The sequence below is a fragment of the Streptomyces sp. APSN-46.1 genome (assembly GCF_022815725.1).
Lineage (GTDB): Bacteria > Actinomycetota > Actinomycetes > Streptomycetales > Streptomycetaceae > Streptomyces.
Map to the genome: position 1 here is coordinate 1 of NZ_JALGRF010000002.1, position 26,799 is coordinate 26,799.

The 26,799-nt window shown below is 71.6% G+C and carries 20 protein-coding genes and 1 rRNA gene; 13 read left to right on the forward strand and 8 right to left on the reverse strand.

Annotated features, from left to right (window positions below; all coding sequences use genetic code 11):
* Positions 1-118 precede the first annotated feature (118 nt).
* The 3 genes from rrf to MTF65_RS06600 all read left to right on the forward strand — a co-directional run bounded on the left by rrf (position 119) and on the right by MTF65_RS06600 (position 994).
* Positions 119-235: ribosomal RNA gene (gene rrf, locus MTF65_RS06590) — 5S ribosomal RNA — on the forward strand.
* A 112-nt stretch (positions 236-347) separates the two neighbouring features.
* Positions 348-707, forward strand: coding sequence for a hypothetical protein (locus MTF65_RS06595; protein ID WP_243627358.1), 360 nt, complete (start codon positions 348-350; stop codon positions 705-707).
* The gene (locus tag MTF65_RS06600) at positions 704-994 is read left to right on the forward strand and encodes a hypothetical protein (RefSeq protein ID WP_243627359.1); all 291 of its coding nucleotides are present in this window, start codon (positions 704-706) and stop codon (positions 992-994) included. Before MTF65_RS06595 ends, MTF65_RS06600 begins: the two co-directional genes overlap by 4 nt.
* Positions 995-1,007: 13 nt before the next feature.
* Here MTF65_RS06600 and MTF65_RS06605 read toward each other — a convergent pair whose 3' ends face one another.
* Genes MTF65_RS06605 through MTF65_RS06625 form a run of 5 tightly spaced genes read right to left on the reverse strand, consistent with a single transcriptional unit; the run spans position 1,008 to position 6,414 of the window.
* Positions 1,008-2,318 carry a DUF58 domain-containing protein gene (locus MTF65_RS06605; protein ID WP_243627360.1) on the reverse strand — a complete coding sequence of 437 codons (1,311 nt, stop codon included), beginning with the start codon at positions 2,316-2,318 and terminating at the stop codon, positions 1,008-1,010.
* Positions 2,318-3,301 (reverse strand): MoxR family ATPase, encoded by a 984-nt coding sequence (locus MTF65_RS06610; RefSeq protein WP_243627361.1) that lies wholly within the window; start codon positions 3,299-3,301, stop codon positions 2,318-2,320. Before MTF65_RS06610 ends, MTF65_RS06605 begins: the two co-directional genes overlap by 1 nt.
* The gene (locus tag MTF65_RS06615) at positions 3,298-4,515 is read right to left on the reverse strand and encodes a DUF4350 domain-containing protein (protein ID WP_243627362.1); all 1,218 of its coding nucleotides are present in this window, start codon (positions 4,513-4,515) and stop codon (positions 3,298-3,300) included. Before MTF65_RS06615 ends, MTF65_RS06610 begins: the two co-directional genes overlap by 4 nt.
* The gene (locus MTF65_RS06620) at positions 4,512-5,189 is read right to left on the reverse strand and encodes a DUF4129 domain-containing protein (RefSeq protein WP_243627363.1); all 678 of its coding nucleotides are present in this window, start codon (positions 5,187-5,189) and stop codon (positions 4,512-4,514) included. Before MTF65_RS06620 ends, MTF65_RS06615 begins: the two co-directional genes overlap by 4 nt.
* A 7-nt stretch (positions 5,190-5,196) precedes the next feature.
* Positions 5,197-6,414, reverse strand: coding sequence for a hypothetical protein (locus MTF65_RS06625; RefSeq protein ID WP_243627364.1), 1,218 nt, complete (start codon positions 6,412-6,414; stop codon positions 5,197-5,199).
* A gap of 215 nt (positions 6,415-6,629) precedes the next feature.
* Here MTF65_RS06625 and mtrA point away from each other — a divergent pair, with 215 nt between their 5' ends.
* From mtrA to MTF65_RS06655, 6 genes are all read left to right on the forward strand, one after another.
* A complete protein-coding gene (gene mtrA / locus MTF65_RS06630) occupies positions 6,630-7,319 on the forward strand; it encodes a two-component system response regulator MtrA (protein WP_200904315.1) in 690 nt (229 codons plus the stop codon).
* Positions 7,288-9,318: an MtrAB system histidine kinase MtrB gene (gene mtrB / locus MTF65_RS06635; RefSeq protein WP_243627365.1), complete on the forward strand. Its 2,031-nt coding sequence runs from the start codon at positions 7,288-7,290 to the stop codon at positions 9,316-9,318. Before mtrA ends, mtrB begins: the two co-directional genes overlap by 32 nt.
* Positions 9,308-11,173, forward strand: a complete 1,866-nt coding sequence (locus tag MTF65_RS06640) for an LpqB family beta-propeller domain-containing protein (RefSeq protein WP_308407120.1) — start codon at positions 9,308-9,310, stop codon at positions 11,171-11,173. Before mtrB ends, MTF65_RS06640 begins: the two co-directional genes overlap by 11 nt.
* A gap of 194 nt (positions 11,174-11,367) precedes the next feature.
* Entirely contained in the window at positions 11,368-12,111 is a 744-nt protein-coding gene (locus MTF65_RS06645) for a ComF family protein (RefSeq protein WP_243627366.1), read from the forward strand.
* 355 nt (positions 12,112-12,466) lie between these two features.
* Positions 12,467-13,162 carry a ribosome hibernation-promoting factor, HPF/YfiA family gene (gene hpf / locus MTF65_RS06650; protein ID WP_374207212.1) on the forward strand — a complete coding sequence of 232 codons (696 nt, stop codon included), beginning with the start codon at positions 12,467-12,469 and terminating at the stop codon, positions 13,160-13,162.
* A 235-nt stretch (positions 13,163-13,397) separates the two neighbouring features.
* Entirely contained in the window at positions 13,398-14,135 is a 738-nt protein-coding gene (locus tag MTF65_RS06655; RefSeq protein ID WP_243627368.1) for a response regulator transcription factor, read from the forward strand.
* A 63-nt stretch (positions 14,136-14,198) separates the two neighbouring features.
* Here MTF65_RS06655 and MTF65_RS06660 read toward each other — a convergent pair whose 3' ends face one another.
* Both MTF65_RS06660 and MTF65_RS06665 read right to left on the reverse strand, forming a co-directional pair.
* On the reverse strand, positions 14,199-15,377 hold the full coding sequence (locus tag MTF65_RS06660) for a winged helix-turn-helix domain-containing protein (protein WP_243627369.1): 1,179 nt from the start codon (positions 15,375-15,377) through the stop codon (positions 14,199-14,201).
* 9 nt (positions 15,378-15,386) lie between these two features.
* Positions 15,387-16,004 (reverse strand): GNAT family N-acetyltransferase, encoded by a 618-nt coding sequence (locus MTF65_RS06665; protein ID WP_243627370.1) that lies wholly within the window; start codon positions 16,002-16,004, stop codon positions 15,387-15,389.
* A gap of 226 nt (positions 16,005-16,230) precedes the next feature.
* Between MTF65_RS06665 and secA the strand changes: the two genes are divergently transcribed.
* The gene (gene secA, locus MTF65_RS06670) at positions 16,231-19,020 is read left to right on the forward strand and encodes a preprotein translocase subunit SecA (protein WP_243627371.1); all 2,790 of its coding nucleotides are present in this window, start codon (positions 16,231-16,233) and stop codon (positions 19,018-19,020) included.
* Between the two features lie 152 nt (positions 19,021-19,172).
* On the opposite strand, the gene MTF65_RS06675 is transcribed toward secA, so the two are convergent.
* A complete protein-coding gene (locus MTF65_RS06675; RefSeq protein WP_243627372.1) occupies positions 19,173-19,619 on the reverse strand; it encodes an Rv3235 family protein in 447 nt (148 codons plus the stop codon).
* Between the two features lie 418 nt (positions 19,620-20,037).
* Between MTF65_RS06675 and MTF65_RS06680 the strand changes: the two genes are divergently transcribed.
* From MTF65_RS06680 to MTF65_RS06690, 3 genes are all read left to right on the forward strand, one after another.
* Positions 20,038-20,538 (forward strand): DUF6912 family protein, encoded by a 501-nt coding sequence (locus MTF65_RS06680; protein WP_243627373.1) that lies wholly within the window; start codon positions 20,038-20,040, stop codon positions 20,536-20,538.
* A gap of 47 nt (positions 20,539-20,585) precedes the next feature.
* Positions 20,586-21,260 (forward strand): HAD family hydrolase, encoded by a 675-nt coding sequence (locus MTF65_RS06685; protein WP_243628596.1) that lies wholly within the window; start codon positions 20,586-20,588, stop codon positions 21,258-21,260.
* 356 nt (positions 21,261-21,616) lie between these two features.
* Positions 21,617-26,584, forward strand: coding sequence for an NAD-glutamate dehydrogenase (locus tag MTF65_RS06690; protein ID WP_243627374.1), 4,968 nt, complete (start codon positions 21,617-21,619; stop codon positions 26,582-26,584).
* The last annotated feature ends 215 nt before the right edge of the window (positions 26,585-26,799 follow it).

Below are 26,799 nucleotides of genomic sequence, written 5' to 3' on the forward strand. Positions count from 1 at the left end.
AACGGGTGGAGCTGACTGGTACTAATAGGCCGAGGGCTTGTCCTCAGTTGCTCGCGTCCACTGTGTTAGTTCTGAAGTAACGACCGTGATATTGCCCGGTTGGTTAACTTCATAGTGTTTCGGTGGTCATAGCGTTAGGGAAACGCCCGGTTACATTCCGAACCCGGAAGCTAAGCCTTTCAGCGCCGATGGTACTGCAGGGGGGACCCTGTGGGAGAGTAGGACGCCGCCGAACAATCATTGCGAAAAGCCCCGCACCGGGTATCCGGTGCGGGGCTTTTCTGCGTTTGGGGTGCGTCGGGTGCCGCTTGCCCTAGAGTGCCCTAGGGTTCCCTTTGGAGGACACGATGACTGCTCAGCACGCAGAAGAAGCCGATGGGCCGCTCATCTCACAGCCGGCCATGACGCGTGAGGCCCTGCGGGATGCCGTACGTCGGATCGACATGGCTGCCCTTGTTTTCTTCGACAAGGAGTGCCACGAGGCGTTCGACCGCGCTGCAGAGACCGGCGCGATCAATCCTCTGCGCTTCTTCCTGATGAAGTGGGCCACTCACGTCGCCATCCAGAGGTGGCCCGCACGGGCGGCTGCCCTCCGCGAGGCCGAGCGAAGCGCCGGGGATCCCAAGGCCACCGAAGAGCAGTTCCGGGCTGCCATGGCGACGAGCAGCCGGATCCTTGCCGAGGCCCAGCGGGAGATCGGTCTGTGACCGTGCGCGGTGAGAACGTCGAGAACGACCAGGGCTGGGCATGGGAATGCGATCCGAGTCGCCTGTGGGTGCTCGGGGAGATGGCCGCGGAATACCAGACGCACGTCAACACCGTCATGGACGGACTGGTCGATCTCGCCTCCATGGGAATCGACCCAAAGGACGGCAGCCTGTACGAGGACCCCAATCCGATGCGGTTGCGCACATACGAGGATGAGCACCTGATGGTCTGGTACCAGACCATCCCGCACCGGAGCCGTGTCTACCTCAAGCGCGTGAACCTGTGACTACACGTCGCGTCTAGAGGCGGCCGGCCGCCTTGAGGGCCAGGTAGGCGTCGGCCAGGGCCGGGGCGAGGGTGTCCGGGGTGGTGTCGACCACGTGGACACCGTGGCGGGAGAGCTGTTCGGCCGTGAGGCGGCGTTGGGTCTGGGACTGGGTGCCGGCGGCGGCCTCGTAGACCGCGTCCACCGTGCCGCGGGACTTCGTCATTTCGGCGACGTGCGGGTCCGCGACCGAGGCCAGCAGGACCGTGTGGCGCTGGGTGAGGCGTGGCAGCAGGGGGAGCAGGCCCTCTTCGATGGGGGCCGCGTCCAGGCTGGTCAGGAGGACCACCAGGGAGCGGCGCGGGGCGTTGCGGAGGATGGTGGAGACCAGGCTGCGGGAGTCGGTTTCGACGAGCTCCGGTTCCAGGGTGGCCATGGCGTTGACGAAGGCCGGGAGGGTGTCGGCGGCCGAGCGGCCCTGGACCTGGGCGCGGGGGCGGCGGTCGTGGGCCAGGAGGTCCACGCGGTCGCCGGCGCGGGTGGCCAGGGCGGCCAGCAGCAGGGCGGCGTCCATGGCGGAGTCCAGGCGGGGGGCGTCGCCGACGCGGCCCGCCGACGTGCGGCCGGTGTCCAGGCAGATCAGGATGTGGCGGTCGCGTTCGGGGCGCCACGTGCGGACGGCCACCTTGGGCCGGCGGGCCGTGGCGCGCCAGTCGATGGAGCGGGTGTCGTCGCCGGGGATGTAGTCGCGGAGGCTGTCGAACTCGGTGCCCTCACCGCGCGTCAGAACGCTGGTACGGCCGTCGAGTTCGCGGAGCCGGGCCAGGCGCGAGGGGAGGTGCTTGCGGCTGGTGAATGGGGGCAGGACGCGGACCGTCCAGGGGACGGTGTGGTTGCCCTGGCGGGCGAAGAGCCCCAGTGGGCCGTACGAGCGGATGGTGACGCGGGCGGCTTGGCGGTCGCCTCGGCGGGTGGGTCGCAGACGGGTGGTCAGGCGGCGGCGTTCGCCGGGCGGGATCACCACCTCGTGGCGGGACGCGGCGGTCTCGGTGCCAGGGAGCCAGCTGCTCGGGGGCCAGGCGTCTCGGACGCGGGCGCGGAGCTTGCGGGTGGCGGGGTTGGTCAACGTCAGGTGGACGTCCGCCGGTTCGCCGAGGCGGACCGAGGTGTCGCCCGAGCGGTCCAGGCGCAGGGTGCGGACGGGCGCCGCGAGAGCGTAGTCGAGCGCGCAGGCCAGGGCGAGGGGGCCGTTGACCGCGAGCATCCCCGTCCAGCTCGGTTCGAGGATGCCGACGGGGATGCTGGCGAGGGCCGCGAGCAGGGCGGCGCGTCCGGTGAGGGCCATCAGCGCGGGACGGGGACGTGCGAGAGGATCGCCGAGATGACCGAGTCGGAGGTGACGCCTTCCATTTCGGCTTCCGGGCGCAGCTGCACGCGGTGGCGCAGGGTGGGCAGGGCGAGGGCCTTCACGTCGTCGGGGGTGACGTAGTCGCGGCCGGTGAGCCAGGCCCAGGCGCGGGCGGTGGCCAGCAGGGCGGTCGCGCCGCGGGGCGAGACGCCGAGGGTGAGCGACGGCGATTCGCGGGTGGCGCGGCAGATGTCCACGACGTAACCCGTGATGTCGGGGGAGACGCTGACGCGGGCCACCGCCTCGCGGGCGGCTTCGAGTTCCTTCGGGCCGGCGACCGGGCGGACGCCGGCGGCGTGCAGGTCGCGCGGGTTGAATCCGGCGGCGTGCCGGGTCAGGACGCCGATCTCGTCCGCGCGGGAGGGCAGCGGGACGGTGAGCTTGAGGAGGAAGCGGTCCAGCTGGGCTTCGGGGAGCGGGTAGGTGCCCTCGTACTCGACCGGGTTCATGGTGGCGGCGACGAGGAAGGGCTCGGGGAGCATGCGCGGGGTGCCGTCGACGGTGACCTGGCGCTCCTCCATCGCTTCGAGGAGCGAGGACTGGGTCTTGGGCGGGGTCCGGTTGATCTCGTCCGCGAGGAGGAGGTTGGTGAAGACCGGACCGTTCTGGAAGGAGAACTCGGCGGTGCGGGCGTCGTAGACGAGCGAGCCGGTGACATCGCTCGGCATCAGGTCGGGGGTGAACTGGACGCGCTTGGTGTCGAGTTCGAGGGACGCGGCGAGGGCCCGTACGAGGAGGGTCTTCGCGACGCCGGGGACGCCTTCGAGGAGGACGTGGCCGCGGCAGAGGAGGGCGACGACGAGACCGGTGACGGCCGAGTCCTGGCCGACGACGGCCTTGCCGATCTCGGTGCGGAGCGCTTCCAGGGAGGAGCGGGCGCTGTCCGCGGTGGCTGCCTGGTCTGCGGGCGTGGCCGTCATGAGGTACGGACCTCTCTTTCGAGGGCGTCGAGGTGGTCGGCGAGCGCGACGAGTGCCGCGTCGTCGGCGGGTGTGGAGCCGAAGAGCAGGGTGGTCAGGTCGCGCGAGCCGTCCGGGAGCCGGACGGACACGGCGGGGACCAGGGCCTCGGGTGCGTGTGCCCGGGTGGCCGGTACGCCGACCAGCGCGGCCAGGCGTTCGCGGGTGGCGGCGCGCAGCACGGCGGCGGCGCGGTCGCGGGCGCCGGCCTTGCGGTAGAGGCGGGCGCGGCCCTCGGTGGTCTCGGAGGCGCGGATGGCGACGGGCAGCTGCTCGGTGACGAGCGGGCCGAGGCGGCGGGCGCGCCAGAAGGCGGCGAGGACGGCGGCCACCAGGAGCTGGAGCAGGGCCCAGCCCCAGCCGGCCGGGAGGAGTTCCAGCAGGCTCTTGTCCTCGGCGTCGCCGGGCTCGGTGGCGTCCGCGAGGCTGGGCAGGTACCAGACGACGTCCGGTCGGGAGCCGAGGAGTTGGAGGGCGAGGGAGGCGTTGCCCTCGTCGGCGAGGCTGCGGTTGAGCAGGATCGTGTCGGAGCCGAGGAGGACGGTGTCGCCGCCGCTGGTTCCCGTGGGGAGGACGAGGAGGGTGGGGTTGCCGTCGCTGGGGTAGCAGGTGGTGGCCCCGGGGGCGTCGGTGGTGTAGCGGAGGCCGCCTCCGGTGCCGGCGCGGCCGGCGGTGCGGGGGGCGGGGAGGGCGCAGCCGGGGTCGAGGTTCTCCTGGTGCGCGGATCCCTTGGTGCGGGCGGGGGGGGCCAGGTCCGGGAGGGTGGCGTCGCTGGGGCCGATGAGGACGGTGCGGCCGCCGGAGAGGTCGATGGCGGAGCGGATGGCGCGGAGTTGGCTGTCCGCGAGCAGGTCGGGGTCGGTGACGACCAGGGTGGTGCGGGGGTCCGCCGCGGCGGCGGCGGCGCGGGCGGTGGTGACGACGTGGCTGGTGACGCCGCGTTCCTTGAGGAGTTCGGCGAGGGCGCGGCTGCCGTGGCCGTCGGCGGAGCGGGGGTCGAGGTAGCCGTGGTGGTTTCCGGACTGGAGGGCGGCCAGGGCGATCGAGCCGACGAGGAGGACGGCGAGGACGATGAGGAAGCCGCGGGCCCGGGTCCACAGCTGGGCGGCGGAGAGGGCGGTGGACGTCGTGGCGGGAGCGGTGACCGGGGTGCCGGGCGGGGTGGGGCCGGTCATGCGGTGGGTCCCGTCAGGAGCGGCTTGGCGCGTTCCAGCGCGAGGTCGAGGGTGCGCAGCCGGGCGTAGGTGTCGCGGTCGCCGGTGCGGCCGCCGTAGGTGACGTCGTCGAAGGCGCGGGCGGCGGCGCGCAGGTCGCCCGTGTGGTCGGGCAGGGAGACGGCGGCTTCGGCGGCGGCCTCGTCGGCGGTGCGGCCGGGGCGCGGGTCGAGGAGGGTGCGTTCCTCCAGCGAGCAGACGATGGCGCGCATGCGTTCCTGGACGGCCTCGGTCCAGCGGCCGTCGGCGGCGTGGGCGTCGGCGGCGGCGCGGTGGTCGGCGGCGCTGCGCGGGCCCTCGTCGAAGAGGGTGCCCGGGCCGGCGGCGGTCCGGCGGGGGGTGCCGAGGCGCCACCACAGGGCGGCGATGACCAGGGCGACGAGGAGGAGGATGACGAGGAGGCCGACCGCGCCGCCGGGGGTGGCACCGGAGGCGCGGCTGAAGAGGTCGTCGACCCATTCCCAGAACCGGTCGAGGGCGCGCTGGAGCAGCCCCGGGTCGTTCTGGTGGTAGATCGGCTTGGACAGTTCGCGTTCGGCCGCCTCGCGGGCGGGTTCGCGCGGTGTCGTCACCGGTGGTTTCTCCGCGCCGGGCAGCGAGGCCGCGGCGCGGAGGATGAGGCCCCCCGTGCTCATCGGTGTGTCAGCCTCCGGTGACCGGTCCGCCGGCGGCCGGGGGCGCCGCGGTCCCGTAGTTTTCGAGGCCCGCCGCGCGGGCGAGCTCCAGGTCGAGGGCCTCGCGCCGGATGCGCTGGTCGATGTAGAGCAGGACGGTGACGCCGGAGGCCATCGGCATGGTGATGGTCAGCGCGATGACGCTGCCGATCCCGGCGCTGATCAGCGCGCCCCAGCTGTCCATGGCGGTGCCGTCGGCGAGGCCGTCCATGCCGCCGCCGAACAGGGCGACGCCGATGAGCGTCAGCGGGTAGACGATGATCACCGAGACCATGCCGGTGATGAGTCCGGTGAGGAGCGAGATGCCGAAGATCCGCCACCAGGAGCCCTTGACCAGCTTCGCCGAGCGGTTCAGCGCGGTGAAGATCTTCGCCTTCTCCAGCATCAGCGCGGGCGAGGCGAGGCTGTACTTGAACCACAGCCAGGTGATCAGGACGAGCGCGGTGAAGCCGCCGACGAAGCCGAGGCCGAAGTTGTGGGCCAGGATGCCCGGCAGGATCATCAGGGTGAGGACGGCGGCCGCGCCGGTGCCCAGGAGCAGGGTCAGCCCGGCCAGCCGGAGCAGCTGTCCGCGGGCGTCGCGCCAGGCGCCGGCGATCGTGGAGTTCTGGCCGAGGACCGCCCGGCTGAAGATCATCGTGAGCATGGCGGTGACCAGGACGCCGCCGAGGAGCTGGATGAAGAGGGCGCCGATGGTCAGTGCCGCGCTGCTGCCGACGGTGTCGAGGACGTCCTCCATGCGCGGCTGGGCGTTCGGTTCGATCGCGAGGCGGTCGGCCGAGTACTTCTGGACGAGCACGCTGAAGATCTCGACCATGAGGGAGACGGCGAGGCTGATGGAGAGCACCGGGCGCCAGTGGGTGCGCATGGTGGTGACCGCGCCGTCGAGGATCTCGCCGAGGCCCAGGGGGCGCAGCGGGATCACGCCGGGCTTGGCCGCCGCGGGCGGCCCCCAGCTGCCCCAGCCGCCGCCGGGGTTGCCGGTGCCCTGGGCGGGCTGCTGCGGGGTCGTGGAGGGGGCGTCGGGCGCTCCGGTGCCGGGGCTCGACCACGGTCCCTGGCCGGGCGGCGGCTGCTCGGCGGACCACTTCTCGCCGCCGGCGGGCCGCGCGGGCGGCTGGGTGCCGCCGGAGCCCTGGCCGTCGGACGGGGATCCAGGCGTGGTCCAGCCCGGAGAGTCGTTCATCGTCGCTCCTTCACGTGCACCTGCCGTGGCGGGCGCGCTGATCGGCTGCCATCGTGCCATGGGGGAACGCCGAACGGGCTAGCCGCCCGTACCCTCAATTGTGGCCGGGATCCGGGGCAGACTGGTCGTCCGGATCACCACGCAGGTCGGAGGGGCGATTTCCAGCCCTTTTGGCTGTGGGACAGCTCACCGCCAGGTAACGATTAGCTAATGGGATGATGTCATCTATGAAGGGACGCGTCCTTGTCGTCGACGACGACACCGCGCTGGCCGAGATGCTCGGCATTGTGCTGCGTGGAGAAGGTTTTGAGCCGTCGTTCGTAGCGGACGGTGACAAGGCACTGGCTGCCTTCCGGGAGGCGAAGCCGGATCTGGTACTGCTCGACCTCATGCTGCCCGGAAGGGACGGCATAGAGGTGTGCAGGCTGATCCGGGCCGAGTCCGGCGTGCCGATCGTCATGCTCACCGCGAAGAGCGACACGGTCGACGTCGTCGTGGGCCTGGAGTCCGGGGCCGACGACTACATCGTCAAGCCGTTCAAGCCGAAGGAGCTGGTGGCCCGGATCCGGGCCCGCCTGCGCCGGTCGGAGGAGCCCGCGCCCGAGCAGCTGACCATCGGTGACCTGGTCATCGACGTGGCCGGGCACTCGGTCAAGCGGGACGGCGCCTCGATCGCCCTGACCCCGCTGGAGTTCGACCTGCTGGTCGCCCTCGCGCGCAAGCCCTGGCAGGTCTTCACCCGTGAGGTGCTGCTGGAGCAGGTCTGGGGTTACCGGCACGCGGCGGACACCCGCCTGGTCAACGTGCATGTGCAGCGGCTGCGCTCCAAGGTCGAGAAGGACCCGGAGCGCCCTGAGATCGTCGTGACGGTGCGTGGTGTCGGCTACAAGGCAGGACCGAGCTGACGTGCAGCCCGGCCAGCCCGGCAAGCACCCGAGCGGCTCCCGGCGAGGAGTCCTGCGGGGCGGCCGGCCGGGCCGTCCCGTAGCGGACGGGGCGCTCGGCGGCCCTGTGCTGCGGCTGTTCGTACGTCTGGTACGCCGGCCGCTGCTTCCGGCTGTCCGGCTGTGGCGGCGCAACATCCAGCTGCGGGTGGTCGCGGCCACCCTGCTGATGTCGCTGGCCGTGGTCCTCGCGCTGGGCTTCGTCGTCATCGCCCAGGTCAGCGAGGGCCTCCTCGACGCCAAGGAGGAGGCGGCCCAGAGCCAGGCCGCGGGCGGGTTCGCGGTCGCACAGGAGAAGGCCAATACGCCCTCCGCCTCGGACGGGCCGGACGCCACCGACAACAAGGTCGGCCGGGACGCCAGTACCTGGATGAACTCGCTGGTCAAGCAGCTCGCCAGTGGTGGCCAGACGGCCTTCGAGGTGGCCGCGCTCGGCGCCGGCACCGGTGAGCAGGGCCCGCCCGGCGCCCAGGGCGTCAAGGGCGCCCGCGCCTCCGGCAACGTGGACCCGACCGCGAGCGTCCCGCTGGACCTGCGCAAGGCCGTCAACCACGCCACGGGCACCTTCAAGACCTTCTCGGAGATCCGGTACACGTCCGGGGCCGGCGAGAAGGCCCCGGAGCCCGCGCTGGTCGTGGGCAAGCGGCTCACCGACATCAACGGGGACCCGTACGACCTGTACTACCTCTTCCCGCTGACCCAGGAGGAGGAGTCCCTCAACCTGGTCAAGGTCACCATCGCCACCGCCGGCGTGTTCGTGGTCGTGCTGCTCGGCGCCATCGCCTGGCTCGTGGTGCGCCAGGTCGTCACGCCGGTCCGGATGGCCGCCGGGATCGCCGAGCGGCTGTCGGCCGGGCGGCTCCAGGAGCGGATGAAGGTCACCGGCGAGGACGACATCGCCCGGCTGGGCGAGGCCTTCAACAAAATGGCGCAGAACCTCCAGCTCAAGATCCAGCAGCTGGAGGACCTGTCCCGGTTGCAGCGCCGGTTCGTCTCGGACGTCTCGCACGAGCTGCGGACCCCGCTGACGACGGTCCGGATGGCCGCCGACGTCATCCACGACGCGCGGGTCGACTTCGACCCCGTCACCGCCCGCTCCGCCGAACTCCTGGCCGGGCAGCTCGACCGGTTCGAGTCGCTGCTCGCCGACCTGCTGGAGATCAGCCGGTTCGACGCGGGCGCGGCCGCGCTGGAGGCGGAGCCGATCGATCTGCGGGACGTCGTACGCCGGGTCATCGAGGGCGCCGAGCCGCTCGCCGAGCACAAGCGGACCCGGATCAGGGTCCTGGGCGACACCCAGCCGGTGATAGCCGAGGCCGACGCCCGGCGGGTGGAGCGGGTGCTGCGCAACCTGGTCGTCAACGCCGTGGAGCACGGCGAGGGCCGCGATGTGGTGGTCCGGCTCGCCTCGGCGGGCGGGGCCGTCGCGGTGGCCGTACGGGACTACGGGGTCGGGCTCAAGCCCGGCGAGGCCACGCGCGTCTTCAACCGCTTCTGGCGGGCCGACCCGGCCCGCGCCCGCACCACCGGCGGCACCGGCCTCGGCCTGTCCATCGCCGTCGAGGACGCCCGGCTGCACGGCGGCTGGCTCCAGGCGTGGGGCGAGCCGGGCGGCGGCTCGCAGTTCCGGCTGACCCTGCCGAGGACCGCCGACGAGCCGCTGCGCGGGTCCCCGATCCCGCTGGAGCCCGAGGATTCCCGGGGCAACCGGGCCAGGGCCGCCGCCGAGGCGGCCGGCGCGGGCGCCGCTCCGGTCCGGCGGCCCGGCTCCGACCCGGCCGGCGCGGACCGCTCGCCGATACCGCCGCGCTCCGCGGTCGCCGGCGCGCTGCCGGTGCCCGCGGACCCGACGGCGCTGCCGGGCAACGGGGCCCGGGTCGTGGCCAGGTCCGCCGATCAGCCGGCACAGGAAGAGGGAGCAGCAGGTGGAGCAGCAGGGGGAGCGGCGCGTGGACGCTGAGCCCGGGAGTTCCCGCGCACCGGGCCGCCGGTCGCCGACCGCGCGCCCGTGCGCGGCCCTCGGCGCGGCCGGGCTGGCCGGGCTGGTGCTGGCCGGCTGCGCCTCCATGCCCGACAGCGGTGAGATCCGGCAGGTGCAGGCCTCCCACGGCGTCGACTCCCAGGTCCGGGTGTTCGGCGTGCCGCCGGCCGACAAGGCCAGCCCGGCCGAGATCGTCGACGGCTTCCTGGAGGCGATGACCAGCGACGACCCCCAGCTGGACACCGCCCGCAAGTACCTCACCGAGGACGCGGCGAAGAACTGGAAGCCCGGCTCGGCCGTCACGGTCCTGTCCGCCGGCCTCGACCGGTACCCGGTCCCCGGGGAGAAGGAGCCCGAACAGCCCCGCTGGAAGGTGACCGGCAAGAAGCTCGCGACGGTGGACGAGCGCAGCGCGTACCAGCCGGAGACCGGCGGCGGGCGCTACGAGGAGTACCTCCAGCTGGTCCAGGTGAACAAGCAGTGGCGGATCGCCACGCCGCCCAGCAGCCTCGTGCTCAGCGAGTCCGACTTCCAGCGCATATACAAGCCCGTCAACAAGTACTACTTCGCCGGGAACACGCTGGTGGCCGACCCGGTGTACGTGCGCCAGCGCAGTGACCCGGACTCGCGGATGGATCCCACCACGCAGACCGTGCAGTCGCTGCTCGCCGGGCCGTCGAAGTGGCTCGGCCCGGTCGTCACGTCCAGCTTCCCCAGCGGGACGGCGCTGCGCGACGGCACCAAGTCCCTTTCGTACGACGGCCAGAACACGCTTCGCGTGCCGCTCAACGCGAAGGCCGACAACGTCGCGCACCCGCAGTGCCAGAAGATGGCGGCCCAACTGCTCTTCACCGTCAAGGATCTGACGGCCTCCCGGCTCGACCGGGTCGAACTGGTGGGCTCCGACGGGAAGTCCTCGCAGTGCTCGGTGACCGGCGCGGCCGCGGCGGCCATCGCCGACCGGGCCCAGAGTCCCGACCACCAGTACTACGTGGACAAGGACGCGCGGCTGGTCCGGATGACGCTCGACGTCAACAGCGAGGACCAGCAGCACCAGCAGAAGGCCGAGCCGGCTCCGGGTCCGCTGTCCACAGCCGCCGGGTTCAAGGTCGGCTCGGCGGCGGTCGCGTACGACGAGAAGCGCGCCGCGGTGGTCTCCGGGGACGGGCACGGGCTGTACGTCGTGAACCTGACGACGGCGGGCGCGATGCCGCCGCCGGTGCTGCCCAGCAGGTCGGGCAAGCTGACCGCACCCAGCTGGGATGCCCGGGGCGACCTGTGGATCGCGGACGCGGATCCGCAGGGCCCGGTGCTGTGGCGGGTGCCCGGCGGGTCCGGGACGCCGCAGAAGGTCGAGGTGGCCGGGCTCGGCAGCGGGAAGATCACCGCGCTGAAGGCCTCTTCCGACGGCGCGCGGATCGCGCTGCTCATCGAGAAGGAGGGCAGCCGCAAGAACCTCTTCATCGGACGGATCGAGCGGCCGGAGGGTGCGCGGGACGGCGCGATGCCGGCGCCGGTGCTGGTGCGCGAGCTGCGTCCGGCGGCCCCGCAGATGGCCGAGGTGACGGCGATGAGCTGGGCGCCGCGCGGCCGTCTGCTGGTGGTGGGCCGGGAGAGCGGCGGGGTCGTGCAGGCCCGCTACATGCTGGCGGACGGGTCGATGGTCGCGGCGAGCCTTCCCGGCGCGACCGGGCTGAGCGCGATCGCGGCGTCCGAGGACGAGGGCAAGCCCGTGGTGGCGTTCTCGGGGGATGACGGGATCGTCTGGCTGCCGCCGGGGGCGCAGTGGCGCACGGTGGCGGCGGGCGGCACGGCTCCGGTCTACCCGGGCTGAGGCTCCGGTCTACCTGGGCTGAACCGGGCCGGACGCGGGGCCGGACGCCGACGCCTGGCCCGGGGTGGGTCCGGCTGTCGCCGGCTGACCCGGGGCCGGATGCCAACCGCCTGGCCCGGCCTGCGTCGGTCCGGCTGTCGCGCGGTTGTCCACAGGGGTGGCGGGGTGCTTTCCGGCTCGGCAGAGTGGGTCGTATGCGGGGGTGGTGGCGGGAGCTCGCCGGGCTGGTCCTGCCGGTCGACTGCGCCGGCTGCGGCGCTGCCCGCGCACTGCTGTGCGGCGGGTGCCGCGAAGCGCTCAGCGGGGCCGGGGCGGGGCGTGTACGGCCCGCTGCGGCCCCGGCGGGGCTGCCCGCGGTGTATGCGGCCGCCGCGTACGGGGAGGCGGTACGAGAGGTCGTACTGGCGCACAAGGAGCGCGGGGCGCTGCCGCTGGCCGGGGCGCTGGGCACGGCTCTCGCGGCCGCGGTACGGGCCGCCCCGGCGGGGTGCGCGGGGGAGTTGATGCTGATTCCGGTTCCCTCGGCGCGGCGGCAGGTCCGGGCGCGCGGGCATGATCCGGCGCGCAGGATCGCGCTGGCCGCCTCGGCGCGGTTGCGGCGGGCCGGTGTTCCCGCGCGGGTGGCGCCCGTACTGCGGTTGCGGCGGGTGGTGGCGGATCAGGCGGGCCTGGGGGCGCGGCAGCGCAGGGAGAACCTCGCCGGGGCGCTGGAGGTGGGCCGGGACGGGGCGCGGCTGCTGGGCGGCGCGGCCGGCGGATTCCGTTTCGTGCTGGTGGACGACGTGATCACTACCGGCGCCACGCTCGCCGAGGCGGCCCGGGCGGTGCGCGCCGCGGGGATCGGCCGCGTGGGTGTGGCGGCCGTGGTGGCGGCCCCGGCTGACTCCTTCGTGTGTGTGGATCCCGTGCGCAACCCGGACAGAGCAAAAAACGCGTGAATAGATTTGGAACTGGAAGGGAAGGCGCATCGTTGCAGGTAGTGAGAGGGAACGGCCACCTGAACGGAGGTACGTTCCGGTAGCGGGTGCCGACAACCGGCTTAGAGGGATATGTTCGGTTGTAGGAACTGGCGAGTCCTGGGCCACACGCATCGGATCGCACGTTTCGAAACGTTTCGGATCTTCGTGTCAGAGGCAGTCTCTCGACTCCGAAGTCGGTGGGGTGTAGATCTTGCCGATGGGGGAGGAGGAGGTGAAAGTCGCCAAGTCCGAGGCTCCGGTGTTCACCGGAGTCTGGTGCGAAAGGGAGACGCTTCGCCCCATGAGGCGGAGCTATCCGGGAACGGAGTTCTGCGTGGACATCGTCGTCAAGGGCCGTAAGACCGAGGTGCCCGACCGGTTCCGCAAGCACGTGGCCGAGAAGCTGAATCCGGAGCGGATCCAGAAGCTCGACGCCAAGGTGATCAGCTTGGACGTCGAGGTGTCCAAGGAGCTCAACCCGCGTCAGGCAGACCGTTCCGACCGCGTGGAGATCACCCTGCGTTCGCGGGGCCCGGTGATCCGTGCCGAGGCCGCCGCCGCCGACCCGTACGCGGCGCTCGACCTCGCGCAGGACAAGCTGGAGGCCCGGCTGCGCAAGCAGCACGACAAGCGCTACACCCGCCGTGGCAACGGCCGGATCTCGGCAGCCGAGGTCGCCGACGTGGTGCCGGGCGTCGCCCAGCTGAACGCGAACGGCCAGCCGTTCACCGAGGAGCAGGCGAACGCCGTCCCGACCACCCGGATCGGGTCACTGGAAGTGCAGGGCGAAGGCCCGCTCATCGTCCGCGAGAAGACCCACTCGGCCGCACCCATGTCGCTCGACCAGGCTCTGTACGAGATGGAGCTGGTCGGCCACGACTTCTATCTGTTCGTCGACTCCGACACGAAGATGCCGAGCGTCGTCTACCGGCGCCACGGCTATGACTACGGCGTGATCCACCTCAACTCCGACGAGGCTTCCAGCTCGGGTGAGTCCGGCGCGGGTGCGGGCGGCGCGCTCGGCGGCTGATCCCTTGATCCCTTGATTCGTTGCCCTCGCGGGCCGCTTCGGCGTCCCGCGGGGGCGCCTGTGTGAGCGCGGGCGTGAGCGGCTCGGGATGGGCGCGCGGTTGACTCGTATGCGCCGGTGGGGCTCGCGCGAGCCCCCGGGGGACGGTGCGGGCATGGAATCATGGCGGGCAGTCAACCGGCGGCCGACCCCGACGGGTTGGCGCGGCAGCTCGGCACATGCAGGGGGAGGAACCATGGCGGACGGCTTCGGACCGGTGCGCGGCGACGATGGTGCGGACTGTCGTGGAGAGGCTCCGGGGAGTTCGGCCGGGGAGCCGATCAGAGTGCTCGTGGTCGACGATCACGCGCTGTTCCGGCGCGGGCTGGAGATCGTCCTCGCGCAGGAGGAGGACATCCAGGTCGTCGGGGAGGCCGGGGACGGCGCGGAGGCCGTGGACAAGGCGGCGGACCTGTTGCCGGACATCGTGCTGATGGATGTGCGGATGCCGAGGCGGGGCGGGATCGAGGCGTGCACGTCGATCAAGGAGGTGGCGCCCTCCGCGAAGATCATCATGCTGACGATCAGCGACGAGGAGGCGGACCTCTACGACGCGATCAAGGCCGGCGCGACGGGGTACCTGCTGAAGGAGATCTCGACGGACGAGGTGGCCACGGCGATTCGCGCCGTGGCGGACGGACAGTCGCAGATCAGTCCTTCGATGGCGTCGAAGCTGCTCACCGAATTCAAGTCGATGATCCAGCGCACCGATGAGCGGCGGCTGGTGCCGGCGCCGAGGCTGACGGACCGGGAGCTGGAGGTCCTGAAACTGGTGGCCACCGGGATGAACAACCGGGACATCGCCAAGGAGTTGTTCATCTCGGAGAACACCGTGAAGAACCATGTGCGCAACATCCTGGAGAAGCTGCAGCTGCACTCCAGGATGGAAGCCGTGGTCTACGCGATGCGGGAGAAGATCCTGGAGATCCGGTAGTCGGGTCGCGGGTCCGCGGGTCGGAAACGCCGGCGGGGCTACCGGCGGGGCTGGAGGCGGAGGCTAGAGGACGGCCAACTCGGACGTGACCGCGGCGGCCTCGGCCGGAGACTGAGCCCGTTCGACGCGGATCGCGTCGCAGCCGACCCACTCCGCCGCCTCCCGCAGGGCCTGCGCCATCGGGCGGGCGGCCTTCGGGGAGGTCAGGGAGAGCTGGCGGGCCACCAGGGTGGAGCCCTCGCGGGCCGGGTCGACGCGGCCCTGGAGCAGGCCGCCCGCCAGCAGGGGCATCGCGAAGTACCCGTGTATCCGCTTCGGCTTGGGGACGTAGGCCTCCAGGCGGTGGGTGAAGCCGAAGATCCGCTCGGTGCGCGGTCTGTCCCAGACGAGCGAGTCGAACGGGGAGAGCAGCGTCGTGCGGTGGCGGCCCCGAGGGGGCGTGGCCAGCGCCTCGGGCGAGGCCCAGGCCGGCTTGGACCAGCCCTCGACCTCGACCGGGACCAGGCCCGACTCTTCGATCACCGCGTCGAACTGCTCGCCCTTGAGGCGGTGGTAGTCGGCGATGTCCGCGCGGGTGCCGACCCCCAGGGACCGGCCGGCCAGGGCGACCAGGCGGCGCAGGCACTCGTGGTCGTCCAGGTCATCGTGGAGCAGCTCGTCGGGGACGGCGCGCTCGGGGAGGTCGTACACCCGCTTCCAGCCACGGCGTTCGCTGCAGACCACCTCGCCCGTGTCGAGCAGCCACTCCACCGCGATCTTGGTCTCGGACCACTCGAACCACTCTCCGCCGTTCTTGGCGCCGCCCAGCTCGGTCGAGGTGAGCGGGCCGTCGGCCTTGAGGCGGTCCAGGACGGCCTTCGTCGAGCGGTCCTTGTCCTGGAGGATGTGCCAGCGGTGGCCGCGCGCCCGGCGGGCCCGGCGGCGGAAGGCGAAGTGCGGCCACTCCTCGATGGGCAGGACGCAGGCCGCGTGCGACCAGTACTCAAAGGCGTGGCGGTCGGTCCAGTAGGCCTTCTCCACCGTCTCCCGGCCCACCGCGCCCAGGCGCGCGTACGGGATCAGCTCGTGCGACCGGGCCAGGACCGAGATCGTGTCGAGCTGTACGGCGCCCAGGTGCCGCAGCACGCCGCGCACGCCGCCGCGCCGGTCCGGCGCGCCGAGGAAGCCCTGCGCGCGCAGGGCGAGGCGGCGGGCCTCGTCGGCGGACAGGGACACGGTCGGCTGCGGCGTGACGGTGGTCATGACGGCACCCTAGATGCCGCCACTGACATCGCTGCTCGCGGCAGCGGGCAGGTGGTACGGCAGGTACGGCAGTGCGGGCGTCAGGCCGAGGTCCGAGGGCAGCAGGGAGCCGATCCAGCAGTCACGCGCGGTGCCCTTGGTGTGCAGTGCGGCCCGCAGCGTGCCCTCGATGAGGAAGCCGGCCTTCTCGGCGACGGCCCGGGAGCCGGTGTTGCCGACCTCGGCGCGCCATTCCAGCCGTACGGCGCCCACCTCGGTGAAGAGCCAGCGGGCGACGGCTTCCACGGCCTCGGTCATGAAGCCCCGGCCCCGGTGCTCCTTGACCGCCCAGTAACCGATCTCGTACGCGTCGGGTCCGCGCACGTGGACGCCGACGGCCGCGACCAGCGGGCCGTCACCGCCGTCGGGTCCCAGGCGTACGGCGAAGCTGTAGCCGGTGTCCTCGCGCCAGCCGGCCGGGACGATCTCGCCGACGAAGGTCCGCGCGTTCTCGCGCCCGTAGGGGGAGGGGACCATGGTCCAGCGCTGGATGTCGGGGTCCTGACAGGCCGCGTACACGTCGTTCTCGTCGTGCGGGGCGAAGGGCCGCAGCAGCAATCGGGCTGTGCTCAGTGTGGTGGGCTCCATGAAGGGATACTGCTGCCCCCGGGGGGACACCGCGAACGTTTTTCGGTGACACCGGCACCTTCCGGGCACCCCGTACGTTCTCATTCCGGGCGCCCGCGCCCTGCGGATACGGCGGACCTCCCGACGCGACCGCGTCCTCGCTTACGATGGCCGTTGCGGCGGGGTCCACCCTCCGTGCCCGTGTACGAACCAGTGCCAGGCCCGACCGGCAAGGAGACAAACCTCGGTGTCCGTCTTCAACAAGCTCATGCGTGCAGGCGAAGGCAAGATCCTGCGCAAACTGCACCGCATCGCGGACCAGGTCAACTCCATCGAAGAGGACTTCGTCAACCTCTCCGACGCCGAGTTGCGCGCGCTCACTGACGAGTACAAGCAGCGCTACCAGGACGGCGAGAGCCTGGACGACCTGCTGCCCGAGGCCTTCGCGACCGTTCGCGAGGCCGCGAAGCGCGTCCTCGGCCAGCGCCACTACGACGTCCAGATCATGGGCGGCGCGGCGCTCCACCTCGGCTATGTCGCCGAGATGAAGACCGGTGAGGGCAAGACCCTCGTCGGCACGCTGCCCGCGTACCTGAACGCGCTCTCCGGCAAGGGCGTCCACCTGATCACGGTGAACGACTACCTCGCCGAGCGCGACTCCGAGATGATGGGGCGCGTCCACAAGTTCCTGGGGCTGGACGTCGGCTGCATCCTGGCGAACATGTCGCCGGCCCAGCGCCGCGAACAGTACAACTGCGACATCACGTACGGCACGAACAACGAGTTCGGCTTCGACTACCTGCGCGACAACATGGCGTGGTCGAAGGACGAGCTGGTGCAGCGCGGCCACAACTTCGCCGTGGTCGACGAGGTCGACTCGATCCTCGTCGACGAGGCCCGTACCCCGCTGATCATCTCCGGCCCGGCCGACCAGGCCACGAAGTGGTACGCGGACTTCGCGAAGCTGGTCACCCGCCTGACCAAGGGCGAGCCCGGCCAGCCCCTCAAGGGCATCGAGGAGACCGGCGACTACGAGGTCGACGAGAAGAAGCGCACGGTCGCCATCCACGAGGCCGGTGTCGCCAAGGTCGAGGACTGGCTCGGCATCGAGAACCTCTACGAGTCGGTGAACACCCCCCTCGTCGGGTACCTCAACAACGCGATCAAGGCCAAGGAGCTCTTCAAGGCCGACAAGGACTACGTCGTCATCGACGGCGAGGTCATGATCGTCGATGAGCACACCGGCCGTATCCTCGCCGGCCGCCGCTACAACGAGGGCATGCACCAGGCGATCGAGGCGAAGGAAGGGGTGGACATCAAGGACGAGAACCAGACCCTCGCCACGATCACCCTGCAGAACTTCTTCCGTCTCTACTCGAAGCTGTCGGGCATGACCGGTACGGCCATGACCGAGGCCGCCGAGTTCCACCAGATCTACAAGCTCGGCGTCGTCCCGATCCCGACCAACCGCGACATGGTCCGCAAGGACCAGGCGGACCTGATCTACCGCACCGAGGTCGCGAAGTTCGCCGCCGTCGTCGACGACATCGCGGAGAAGCACGAGAAGGGCCAGCCGATCCTCGTTGGTACGACGTCGGTCGAGAAGTCCGAGTACCTCTCGCAGCAGCTCTCCAAGCGCGGCATCCCGCACGAGGTGCTCAACGCCAAGCAGCACGACCGTGAGGCGACGATCGTCGCCCAGGCCGGCCGCCGCGGCGCCGTCACCGTCGCCACGAACATGGCCGGCCGCGGTACCGACATCAAGCTCGGCGGCAACCCGGACGACCTGGCCGAGGCCGAGCTGCGCCAGCGCGGCCTGGACCCCGAGGAGCACATCGAGGAGTGGGCGCACGCCCTGCCCGACGCGCTGACCAGGGCCGAGTCGGCGGTGAAGGCGGAGTTCGAGGAGGTCAAGGAGCTCGGCGGGCTGTACGTGCTGGGCACCGAGCGGCACGAGTCGCGCCGTATCGACAACCAGCTGCGCGGCCGCTCCGGCCGACAGGGCGACCCGGGCGAGTCCCGCTTCTACCTGTCGCTGGGCGATGACCTGATGCGCCTGTTCAAGGCGCAGATGGTCGAGCGGGTCATGTCGATGGCGAACGTGCCGGACGACGTACCGATCGAGAACAAGATGGTGACGCGCGCGATCGCGTCGGCGCAGTCGCAGGTCGAGACCCAGAACTTCGAGACGCGCAAGAACGTCCTGAAGTACGACGAGGTCCTCAGCCGCCAGCGCGAGGTCATCTACAGCGAGCGCCGCCGCGTGCTCGAAGGCGAGGACCTGCAGGAGCAGGTGCGCCACATGATGGACGACACGATCGACGCGTACATCTCGGCCGAGACGGTCGAGGGCTTCGCCGAGGAGTGGGACCTGGACCGCCTGTGGGGCGCGTTCAAGCAGCTCTACCCGGTGAAGGTCACGGTGGAGGAGCTGGAGGAGGCCGCGGGCGACCGCGCCGGCATCACGGCCGAGTTCATCGCGGAGTCCGTCAAGGACGACATCCACGAGCAGTACGAGGCCCGCGAGAAGACGCTCGGCTCCGAGATCATGCGCGAGCTGGAGCGGCGCGTGGTGCTGTCGGTGCTGGACCGCAAGTGGCGTGAGCACCTGTACGAGATGGACTACCTGCAGGAGGGCATCGGCCTGCGGGCGATGGCCCAGAAGGACCCGCTGGTCGAGTACCAGCGCGAGGGCTTCGACATGTTCAACGCCATGCAGGAGGGCATCAAGGAGGAGTCCGTCGGCTACCTGTTCAACCTGGAGGTCCAGGTCGAGCAGCAGGTCGAGGAGCTTCCCGTGCAGGACGCGGCGCCGTCGCTGAACAAGGAGCCGGCCGCCCCCCGTCCCGAGATCCGCGCCAAGGGTCTGGAGACCCCGCAGCGTCCGGACCGGCTGCACTTCTCCGCCCCGACGGTGGACGGGGAGGGCGGGGTCGTCGAGGGCGACTTCGAGAGTGACGGTGGCGGTGACGGGATGACCCGCGCCGAGCGCCGCAAGGCGCAGAAGGCGTCCGGCGGGCGTCGCCGCAAGAAGTAGCGCGGCAGGAAGCAGCGCGGCGGAAAGCAGCGCGGCGCGAGGCAGCGCGGCGCGAGGCAGAGCCGCCGAGGGCGTCCCGACCGGGGCCGGACACCGTACGTGGTGCCCGGCCCCGGTCGCGTCGTGCGGGGGCGGCACGGTCACGGTCACGGTCACGGCCGGGGGCCCTGGATCTCTACGGCCGCGCAGCGCCAGCGCAGGTCGGCGCCCTGCTCCAGGCGGAAGGCCATCGCCGAGACGCGGTCGCCCGTGGCGATGCGGGCGAAGGCCTCGATGACGCCCGGGCCGGGGTGGAAGCGGCCGCAGTGGCGCAGCACCGGGCGCAGGCGCTCGCGCAGCGGTCCGGCGGGCGCCAGGGTGACGAGCTGTTCGTACGCGGGACCGACGGTGAGCCCCAGTAGGGAGTGGACCGGGCGCTGGCCGCTGACCACCGCCAGCAGGCGCTCGGCGAACCAGTCGTGCGGGCCGGGCCGCGGGCCGCGGGGCCCTTGAGCGGGGCGCCGCGCGTCGCGCCGCCCGGCGGGCCGGGTCGAGGCCGGGCCGCCGGGCCGGCGGCGGCTCCTGTCGCCGCCGGTCGTGCCGCGCGTCGTGGTGTCCATGGCGATCTGCCCCCGCACAGGTCGGGCCCGGAGCGGTACCGGGCGGTAACTTGATGGGGATCTTCTACGGTCGCCGAACACGCCGCACAACCGTCCGCCGGGCCGCCGCGGCTGGTGGCCCCGTTCACCTATCCGAGTGCGCGGCGGCCCACCCCGGGCCCGCGTCGCCGGGCCCCGAGGACCGGGGTGGACAGGGTTGGGGTGCCGCCCCGCACCCCGAAGGGGGACCGCGGCCTCGCCCACTCGGAGGCGTCTCCCCGGCTACCGCCGGACGGAGTCTCCCCCAGCTACCGCTGGGACGTGCCCCCAGCCCAGCCGCCCAAAGCCTGGGAGGCCCTCCAGGGCCGAGCAGTGCGAGGGTGGCGTGAGGAAGGAGTCGTATCCTGAGGGCGTTTCCGACTACCGAAAGCAGCCGGCCATGCGCGTGTACGTCCCCCTGACCCTCCCCGGGCTCGCCGAGGCGCACAAGGCGGGCGAGCTGGGGCCCGCCCCGCTCCGCGCGTACGCCGTCACCCCCGGCCTGCGGGAGTGGTACGTGTCGGAGGACATCGAGGAGCTGGAGTACGCGGCGCTGAGCCGGGCCGCCGCCGCCTCGCTGCGGCTGCTCGCCCAGGACCCCGCCGCCCCGCGCAAGCGGGTCGTCGTGGCCCTCGACGTCGACGACAAGGCCGCCACCGCGACCCCCGGCCTCGACGAGGCCACCCTCGGCCAGGTGACGCTCGCGGACGCGGTACGGCTCACCGTGGCCGCCGCCGTGCACGTAGACGCCGATGACGCCCGGGAGGACGTCACGGCGGCGGCGGAGGCCCTTGACGCCGCCGACGCCGGGGACGACGATGCGCAGTTCACCGTCGATGGCGCCGAGGACCACGAGCTGCTGTGGTTCGGGGTGCAGGAGATTCCGGGGTTGCTGAAGTGACCGACGACGCTGAAGTGACCGACGCCGACGTGATCAAGGCGGTCGCGCTGACCGGCACGGCCGTCGGCCCGCACATCGTGTGGGACTGGAACGGCACGCTGCTCCACGACATCGACGCCGTGATCGCCGCCACCAACGCGTCGTTCGCCGAGCTCGGTTTCGCGCCGATCACCCTGGAGACCTACCGCGATCTGTACGTCGTCCCGGTGCCGAAGTTCTACGAGCGCCTGATGGGCCGGCTCCCCACCGACGAGGAGTGGCTCGTCATGGACGAGACGTTCCACCGGCACTACTGGACGGCCGCCGAGGACGCCGGGCTCGCCGAGGGTGCACGGGAGCTGCTCGCGCAGTGGTCGGGGGCCGGGGCCACCCAGTCCCTGCTGTCCCTCGCGCCCCATGACAAACTCGTACCGCTGGTGCGGATCCACGGCATCGACGGGCACTTCGTCCGCGTCGACGGGCGCGTCGGGCCCTCCCACACCACCAAGGCCGGGCACCTCGTACGCCATATGGCCGCCATGGAGGCGACCGGAGTGACGGCCGCCCGTACGGTCCTCATCGGAGACGCCGTGGACGACGCCCTCGCCGCCGCCCACGTGGGCGCTCGGGCCGTCCTCTACACGGGTGGTTCGCACAGCCGCGCCAGTCTGGAATCGGCCGGAGCCCCGGTCGTGGACACGCTGGCGGACGCCGTACGCACTGCTCGCGAACTGGCCGAATAGGTACTGGCACGACGGGCCGCCCGCGTCACTGCGCACTTCGTCAAACTTATGGACCTCCTTTTGTACAGATCCGGCCCGTGACGGGCAGGGGGTCCGGCGAGATAGCCTGGTACCCGTGATCAGCGCGATAGTCATCGGGGGCACCGACGCCCCCGGCCAGCGCCCGGCGCACGACCGTGCCCGGGCCTTCGCTGATCCCCGCTGCCGGGACCTCTCGCCGATCATGGCCGATTCCCTCCACGGCGGCTCTCACGACGGCATAGCGTCGATTCCGAACGGACATCCCGCCTCGCGGCGCTACGTCATTCCTTCCTTCACCTACGTCACGCAATGGCGCGCGACAGGAGCCAGAGGACATGCAGACCAAGCTGGACGAAGCAAAGGCCGAGCTGCTCGCGCGGGCGGCCCGGGTAGCTGAGCACAGCCCGGCCGGGGGGCTACTTCCGACTGGGGCCGAGCAGGGGGAGCGTCCCGACCGGGACACGGTGCTCGCCTACCTCCAGCGCTACTACCTGCACACCGCACCCGAGGACCTCTTGGACCGGGACCCGGTCGACGTGTTCGGGGCGGCGCTCTCGCACTACCGGCTCGCCGAGAAGCGGCCGCAGGGCACGGCGAGCGTGCGCGTGCACACCCCCACGGTCGAGGAGAACGGCTGGATGTCCAGCCACTCGGTCGTCGAGGTCGTCACCGACGACATGCCGTTCCTGGTGGACTCCGTCACCAACGAGCTCTCCCGGCAGGGCCGCGGCATCCACGTGGTGATCCACCCGCAGGTCGTCGTCCGCCGTGACATCACCGGCAAGCTGATCGAGATCCTCGGCCCCGACTGCGACGCGCACGGCCCCCAGACCGCGCGCCCCCACGACTCCCTCGTGGAGTCCTGGATCCACGTCGAGATCGACCGCGAGTCCGACCGCGCCGACCTCAAGCAGATCACCGTGGACCTGCAGCGCGTCCTGTCCGACGTCCGCGAGTCCGTCGAGGACTGGGAGAAGATGCGCGACGCCGCGCTGCGCATCGCCGACCGGCTCCAGGACGAGCCGACCGCCCCCGACCTGCGCGAGTACGAGCTCGAAGAGGCCCGGGAGCTGCTGCGCTGGCTCGCCGACGACCACTTCACCTTCCTCGGCTACCGCGAGTACAACCTCGTCGACGGCGACGCCCTGTCCGCCGTGCCCGGCACCGGCCTCGGCATCCTGCGCTCCGACCCGCACCACAGCGGCCAGGACGACGCGCACCCCGTCTCGCCGTCCTTCAACCGGCTGCCCGCCGACGCGCGCGCCAAGGCCCGCGAGCACCGCCTGCTGGTGCTGACCAAGGCCAACAGCCGCGCCACCGTGCACCGCCCCTCGTACCTCGACTACGTGGGCGTCAAGAAGTTCGACGCCGAGGGCAACGTCGTCGGCGAGCGCCGCTTCCTCGGCCTGTTCTCGTCCGCCGCGTACACCGAGTCCGTGCGCCGCGTGCCGGTCATCCGCCGCAAGGTCGCCGAGGTCCTCGACGGCGCCGGCTTCTCGCCGAACAGCCACGACGGCCGCGACCTGCTCCAGATCCTGGAGACCTACCCGCGCGACGAGCTGTTCCAGACCCCGGTCGACAAGCTCCAGGAGATCGCCACCTCCGTCCTGTACCTCCAGGAACGCCGCCGGCTGCGGCTCTATCTGCGCCAGGACGAGTACGGGCGCTACTACTCCGCGCTCGTGTACCTGCCGCGCGACCGCTACACCACCGGCGTCCGGCTGCGCCTGATCGACATCCTGAAGGAGGAGCTCGGCGGCAGCAGCGTCGACTTCACCGCCTGGAACACCGAGTCGATCCTCTCCCGCATCCACTTCGTCGTCCGCGTCCCGCAGGGCACCGTGCTGCCCGCCCTCACGGACTCCGACGTCGAGCGCATCGAGGCCCGGCTCGCCGAGGCCGCCCGCTCCTGGGCGGACGGCTTCCAGGAGGCGCTGATCGCCGAGTGCGGCGAGGAGCGCGCCGCCGAGCTGCTGCGCCGCTACGGGGGTTCCTTCCCGGAGGGCTACAAGGCCGAGCACCCGCCGCGCGCCGCCGTCTCCGACCTGGTCCGCCTGGAGCGGCTGGCGGAGAGCGGCAAGGACTTCGCCCTCTCCCTCTACGAGCCGGTCGGCGCGGGCCCCGGCGAGCGCCGCTTCAAGATCTACCGCACCGGTGAGCAGGTCTCCCTCTCCGCCGTCCTGCCGGTCCTCCAGCGCCTCGGCGTCGAGGTCACCGACGAGCGGCCGTACGAGCTGCGCCGCACCGACCGCGTGAGCGCCTGGATCTACGACTTCGGTCTGCGGATCCACACCCCGGCGGGCAACGGCGACAGCCACCTCGGCGACGACGCCCGCGAGCGGTTCCAGAACGCCTTCGAGGCCGTGTGGACCGGCCAGGCCGAGAACGACAACTTCAACACCCTGGTGCTGAGCGCCGGACTGACCTGGCGGCAGTGCGTCGTCCTGCGCGCGTACGCCAAGTACCTGCGCCAGGCCGGCTCCACCTTCAGCCAGGACTACATGGAGGACACCCTCCGCAACAACATCCACACCACTCTGCTGCTGGTCAAGCTCTTCGAGGCCCGGATGTCGCCCGGCCGCCAGGCCGCCGGCACCGAGCTCATCGACGCCATGCTGGAGGAGCTGGACGGGGCCCTGGACCAGGTCGCCTCGCTCGATGAGGACCGCATCCTGCGCGCCTTCCTCACCCTGATCAAGGCGACGCTGCGGACCAACTTCTTCCAGCTCAACGGCGCGGGCGAAGAGCACGCGTACGTGTCGATGAAGTTCGACCCGCAGGCCATCCCGGACCTGCCGGCACCGCGCCCCGCGTTCGAGATCTGGGTGTACTCCCCGCGCGTCGAGGGCGTCCACCTGCGCTTCGGCAAGGTCGCCCGAGGCGGCCTGCGCTGGTCCGACCGCCGGGAGGACTTCCGTACGGAGGTCCTCGGCCTGGTCAAGGCGCAGATGGTCAAGAACACCGTCATCGTGCCGGTCGGCGCCAAGGGCGGCTTCGTCGCCAAGAACCTCCCCGACCCGTCGGTGGACCGCGACGCCTGGCTCGCCGAGGGCATCGCCTCGTACAAGATCTTCATCTCGGCGCTGCTCGACATCACCGACAACATGGTCGGCGGCGAGGTCGTGCCGCCGAAGGGCGTGGTCCGCCACGACGAGGACGACACCTACCTCGTCGTCGCCGCCGACAAGGGCACCGCGACCTTCTCCGACATCGCCAACGGTGTCGCCGAGTCCTACGGCTTCTGGCTGGGCGACGCGTTCGCCTCGGGCGGCTCGGCCGGCTACGACCACAAGGGCATGGGCATCACCGCCCGCGGCGCGTGGGAGTCCGTCAAGCGGCACTTCCGCGAGCTCGGCCACGACACCCAGACGCAGGACTTCACGGTCGTCGGCGTCGGTGACATGTCCGGTGACGTCTTCGGCAACGGCATGCTGCTCTCCGAGCACATCCGCCTGGTCGCCGCCTTCGACCACCGGCACATCTTCATCGACCCGACCCCGGACGCGGAGACCTCGTACGCCGAGCGCCGGCGCCTGTTCGAGCTGCCGCGCTCCTCGTGGGCCGACTACAACACCGGGCTGCTCTCCGCGGGCGGCGGCATCCACCCGCGTACCGCCAAGGCCATCCCGGTCAACGCGCAGATGCGCGCGGCCCTCGGCATCGAGCCGGGCGTCACCAAGATGACCCCGGCCGAACTGATGCAGACCATCCTCCAGGCGCCCGTGGACCTGCTGTGGAACGGCGGCATCGGTACGTACGTCAAGGCCACGGCCGAGACGCACGCCGACGTCGGCGACAAGGCCAACGACGCCATCCGCGTCAACGGCTCCGACGTCCGGGCCAAGGTCATCGGTGAGGGCGGCAACCTCGGTCTGACCCAGCTGGGCCGCATCGAGTTCGCCCGGGGCGGCGCCGGCGGCGAGGGCGGCAAGGTCAACACCGACGCCATCGACAACAGCGCCGGCGTGGACACCTCCGACCACGAGGTGAACATCAAGATCCTGCTGAACGCGCTGGTCGCGGAAGGCGACATGACCGTCAAGCAGCGCAACAAGCTGCTGGCGGAGATGACCGACGAGGTGGGCCGCCTGGTCCTGCGCAACAACTACGCGCAGAACCTGGCCCTGGCCAACGGCTCGGCCCAGGCCCCCAGCCTGCTCCACGCCCAGCAGCGCTTCATGCGCCGCCTGGAACGGGCCGGACTGCTGGACCGCCAGCTGGAGTTCCTGCCCACCGACCGGCAGATCCGCGAGCTGCTGAGCGGCGGCAAGGGCCTGACCCAGCCGGAGCTGGCCGTCCTGTTCGCCTACACCAAGATCACGGTGGCGGACGAGCTCATCCACACCGAGCTGCCGGACGACCCGTACCTGCGCCGCCTGCTGCACGCGTACTTCCCCGGAGCCCTGAACAAGAAGTTCGCGGACCAGATCGACGCGCACGCGCTGCGCCGCGAGATCATCACCACGGTGCTGGTCAACGACACCGTCAACAGCGGCGGTTCGACCTTCCTGCACCGCCTGCGCGAGGAGACCGGGGCCTCCACGGAGGAGATCGTCCGGGCGCAGCTCGCGGCCCGCGAGATCTTCGGCCTGGCCGAGGTGTGGGACGCGGTCGAGGCCCTCGACAACAAGGTGGCGGCCGACGTCCAGACCCGGGTGCGGCTGCACTCGCGGCGCCTGGTCGAGCGCGGCACCCGCTGGCTGCTCAACAACCGGCCGCAGCCGCTGGAGATCACCGGGACCATCGAGTTCTTCGGCGCGCGGCTGGGCGAGGTCTGGTCCGAGCTGCCGAAGCTGGTGCGCGGCGCCGACCTGGACTGGTACCAGTCGATCCTGGACGAGCTGACCGGCGAGGGCGTGCCGGCGGAGCTGGCGGCCAAGGTCGCCGGATTCTCCTCGGCCTTCCCGATCCTCGACATCGTCGCGATCTCGGACCGCACCGGCGTCGCCCCGCTGGGTGTCGCGGAGGTCTACTACGACCTCGCCGACCGCCTGGACATCACCCAGCTGATGGACCGGATCATCGAGCTGCCGCGCGCCGACCGCTGGCAGTCCATGGCCCGCGCCTCCATCCGCGAGGACCTGTTCTCGGCGCACGCGGCGCTGACCGCCGATGTGCTGGCGGTGGGCGACGGCGACTCGACTCCCGAGGAGCGCTTCAAGGCGTGGGAGGAGAAGAACGCGGCGATCATCGGCCGGGCCCGGACGACCCTGGACGAGATCCAGGGGTCGGACGACTTCGACCTGGCGAACCTGTCCGTCGCGATGCGGACGATGCGTTCGCTGCTGCGCGCGCACGGCTAGCCGGACCCCGCTGCACGGAACGGGCCGGGCCCGGGACCTTCTGGTCCCGGACCCGGCCCGTTCGTGTGCGGCGCGGGGCTGCGGGCCGTCTGAGTCCTGCGGACCGCTTCCCGGGCTCCGCCCGGACCCGCGCCTCAAACGCCGGCGAGGCTGAAAGATTGCCAGCGGGGCTGCAAGATCGGGCCCCGGGCCCCGCGCCTCAAGCGCCGGCGGGG

Coding starts and splice junctions, on each gene's coding strand:
- MTF65_RS06595 (WP_243627358.1), top strand. CDS start 348: ATGACTGCTCAGCACGCAGAAGAAGCCGATGGGCCGCTCATCTCACAG.
- MTF65_RS06605 (WP_243627360.1), bottom strand. CDS start 2,318: ATGGCCCTCACCGGACGCGCCGCCCTGCTCGCGGCCCTCGCCAGCATC.
- MTF65_RS06610 (WP_243627361.1), bottom strand. CDS start 3,301: ATGACGGCCACGCCCGCAGACCAGGCAGCCACCGCGGACAGCGCCCGC.
- MTF65_RS06615 (WP_243627362.1), bottom strand. CDS start 4,515: ATGACCGGCCCCACCCCGCCCGGCACCCCGGTCACCGCTCCCGCCACG.
- MTF65_RS06620 (WP_243627363.1), bottom strand. CDS start 5,189: ATGAGCACGGGGGGCCTCATCCTCCGCGCCGCGGCCTCGCTGCCCGGC.
- MTF65_RS06625 (WP_243627364.1), bottom strand. CDS start 6,414: ATGAACGACTCTCCGGGCTGGACCACGCCTGGATCCCCGTCCGACGGC.
- mtrA (WP_200904315.1), top strand. CDS start 6,630: ATGATGTCATCTATGAAGGGACGCGTCCTTGTCGTCGACGACGACACC.
- MTF65_RS06645 (WP_243627366.1), top strand. CDS start 11,368: ATGCGGGGGTGGTGGCGGGAGCTCGCCGGGCTGGTCCTGCCGGTCGAC.
- MTF65_RS06655 (WP_243627368.1), top strand. CDS start 13,398: ATGGCGGACGGCTTCGGACCGGTGCGCGGCGACGATGGTGCGGACTGT.
- MTF65_RS06660 (WP_243627369.1), bottom strand. CDS start 15,377: ATGACCACCGTCACGCCGCAGCCGACCGTGTCCCTGTCCGCCGACGAG.
- MTF65_RS06665 (WP_243627370.1), bottom strand. CDS start 16,004: ATGGAGCCCACCACACTGAGCACAGCCCGATTGCTGCTGCGGCCCTTC.
- MTF65_RS06675 (WP_243627372.1), bottom strand. CDS start 19,619: ATGGACACCACGACGCGCGGCACGACCGGCGGCGACAGGAGCCGCCGC.
- MTF65_RS06680 (WP_243627373.1), top strand. CDS start 20,038: ATGCGCGTGTACGTCCCCCTGACCCTCCCCGGGCTCGCCGAGGCGCAC.
- MTF65_RS06690 (WP_243627374.1), top strand. CDS start 21,617: ATGCAGACCAAGCTGGACGAAGCAAAGGCCGAGCTGCTCGCGCGGGCG.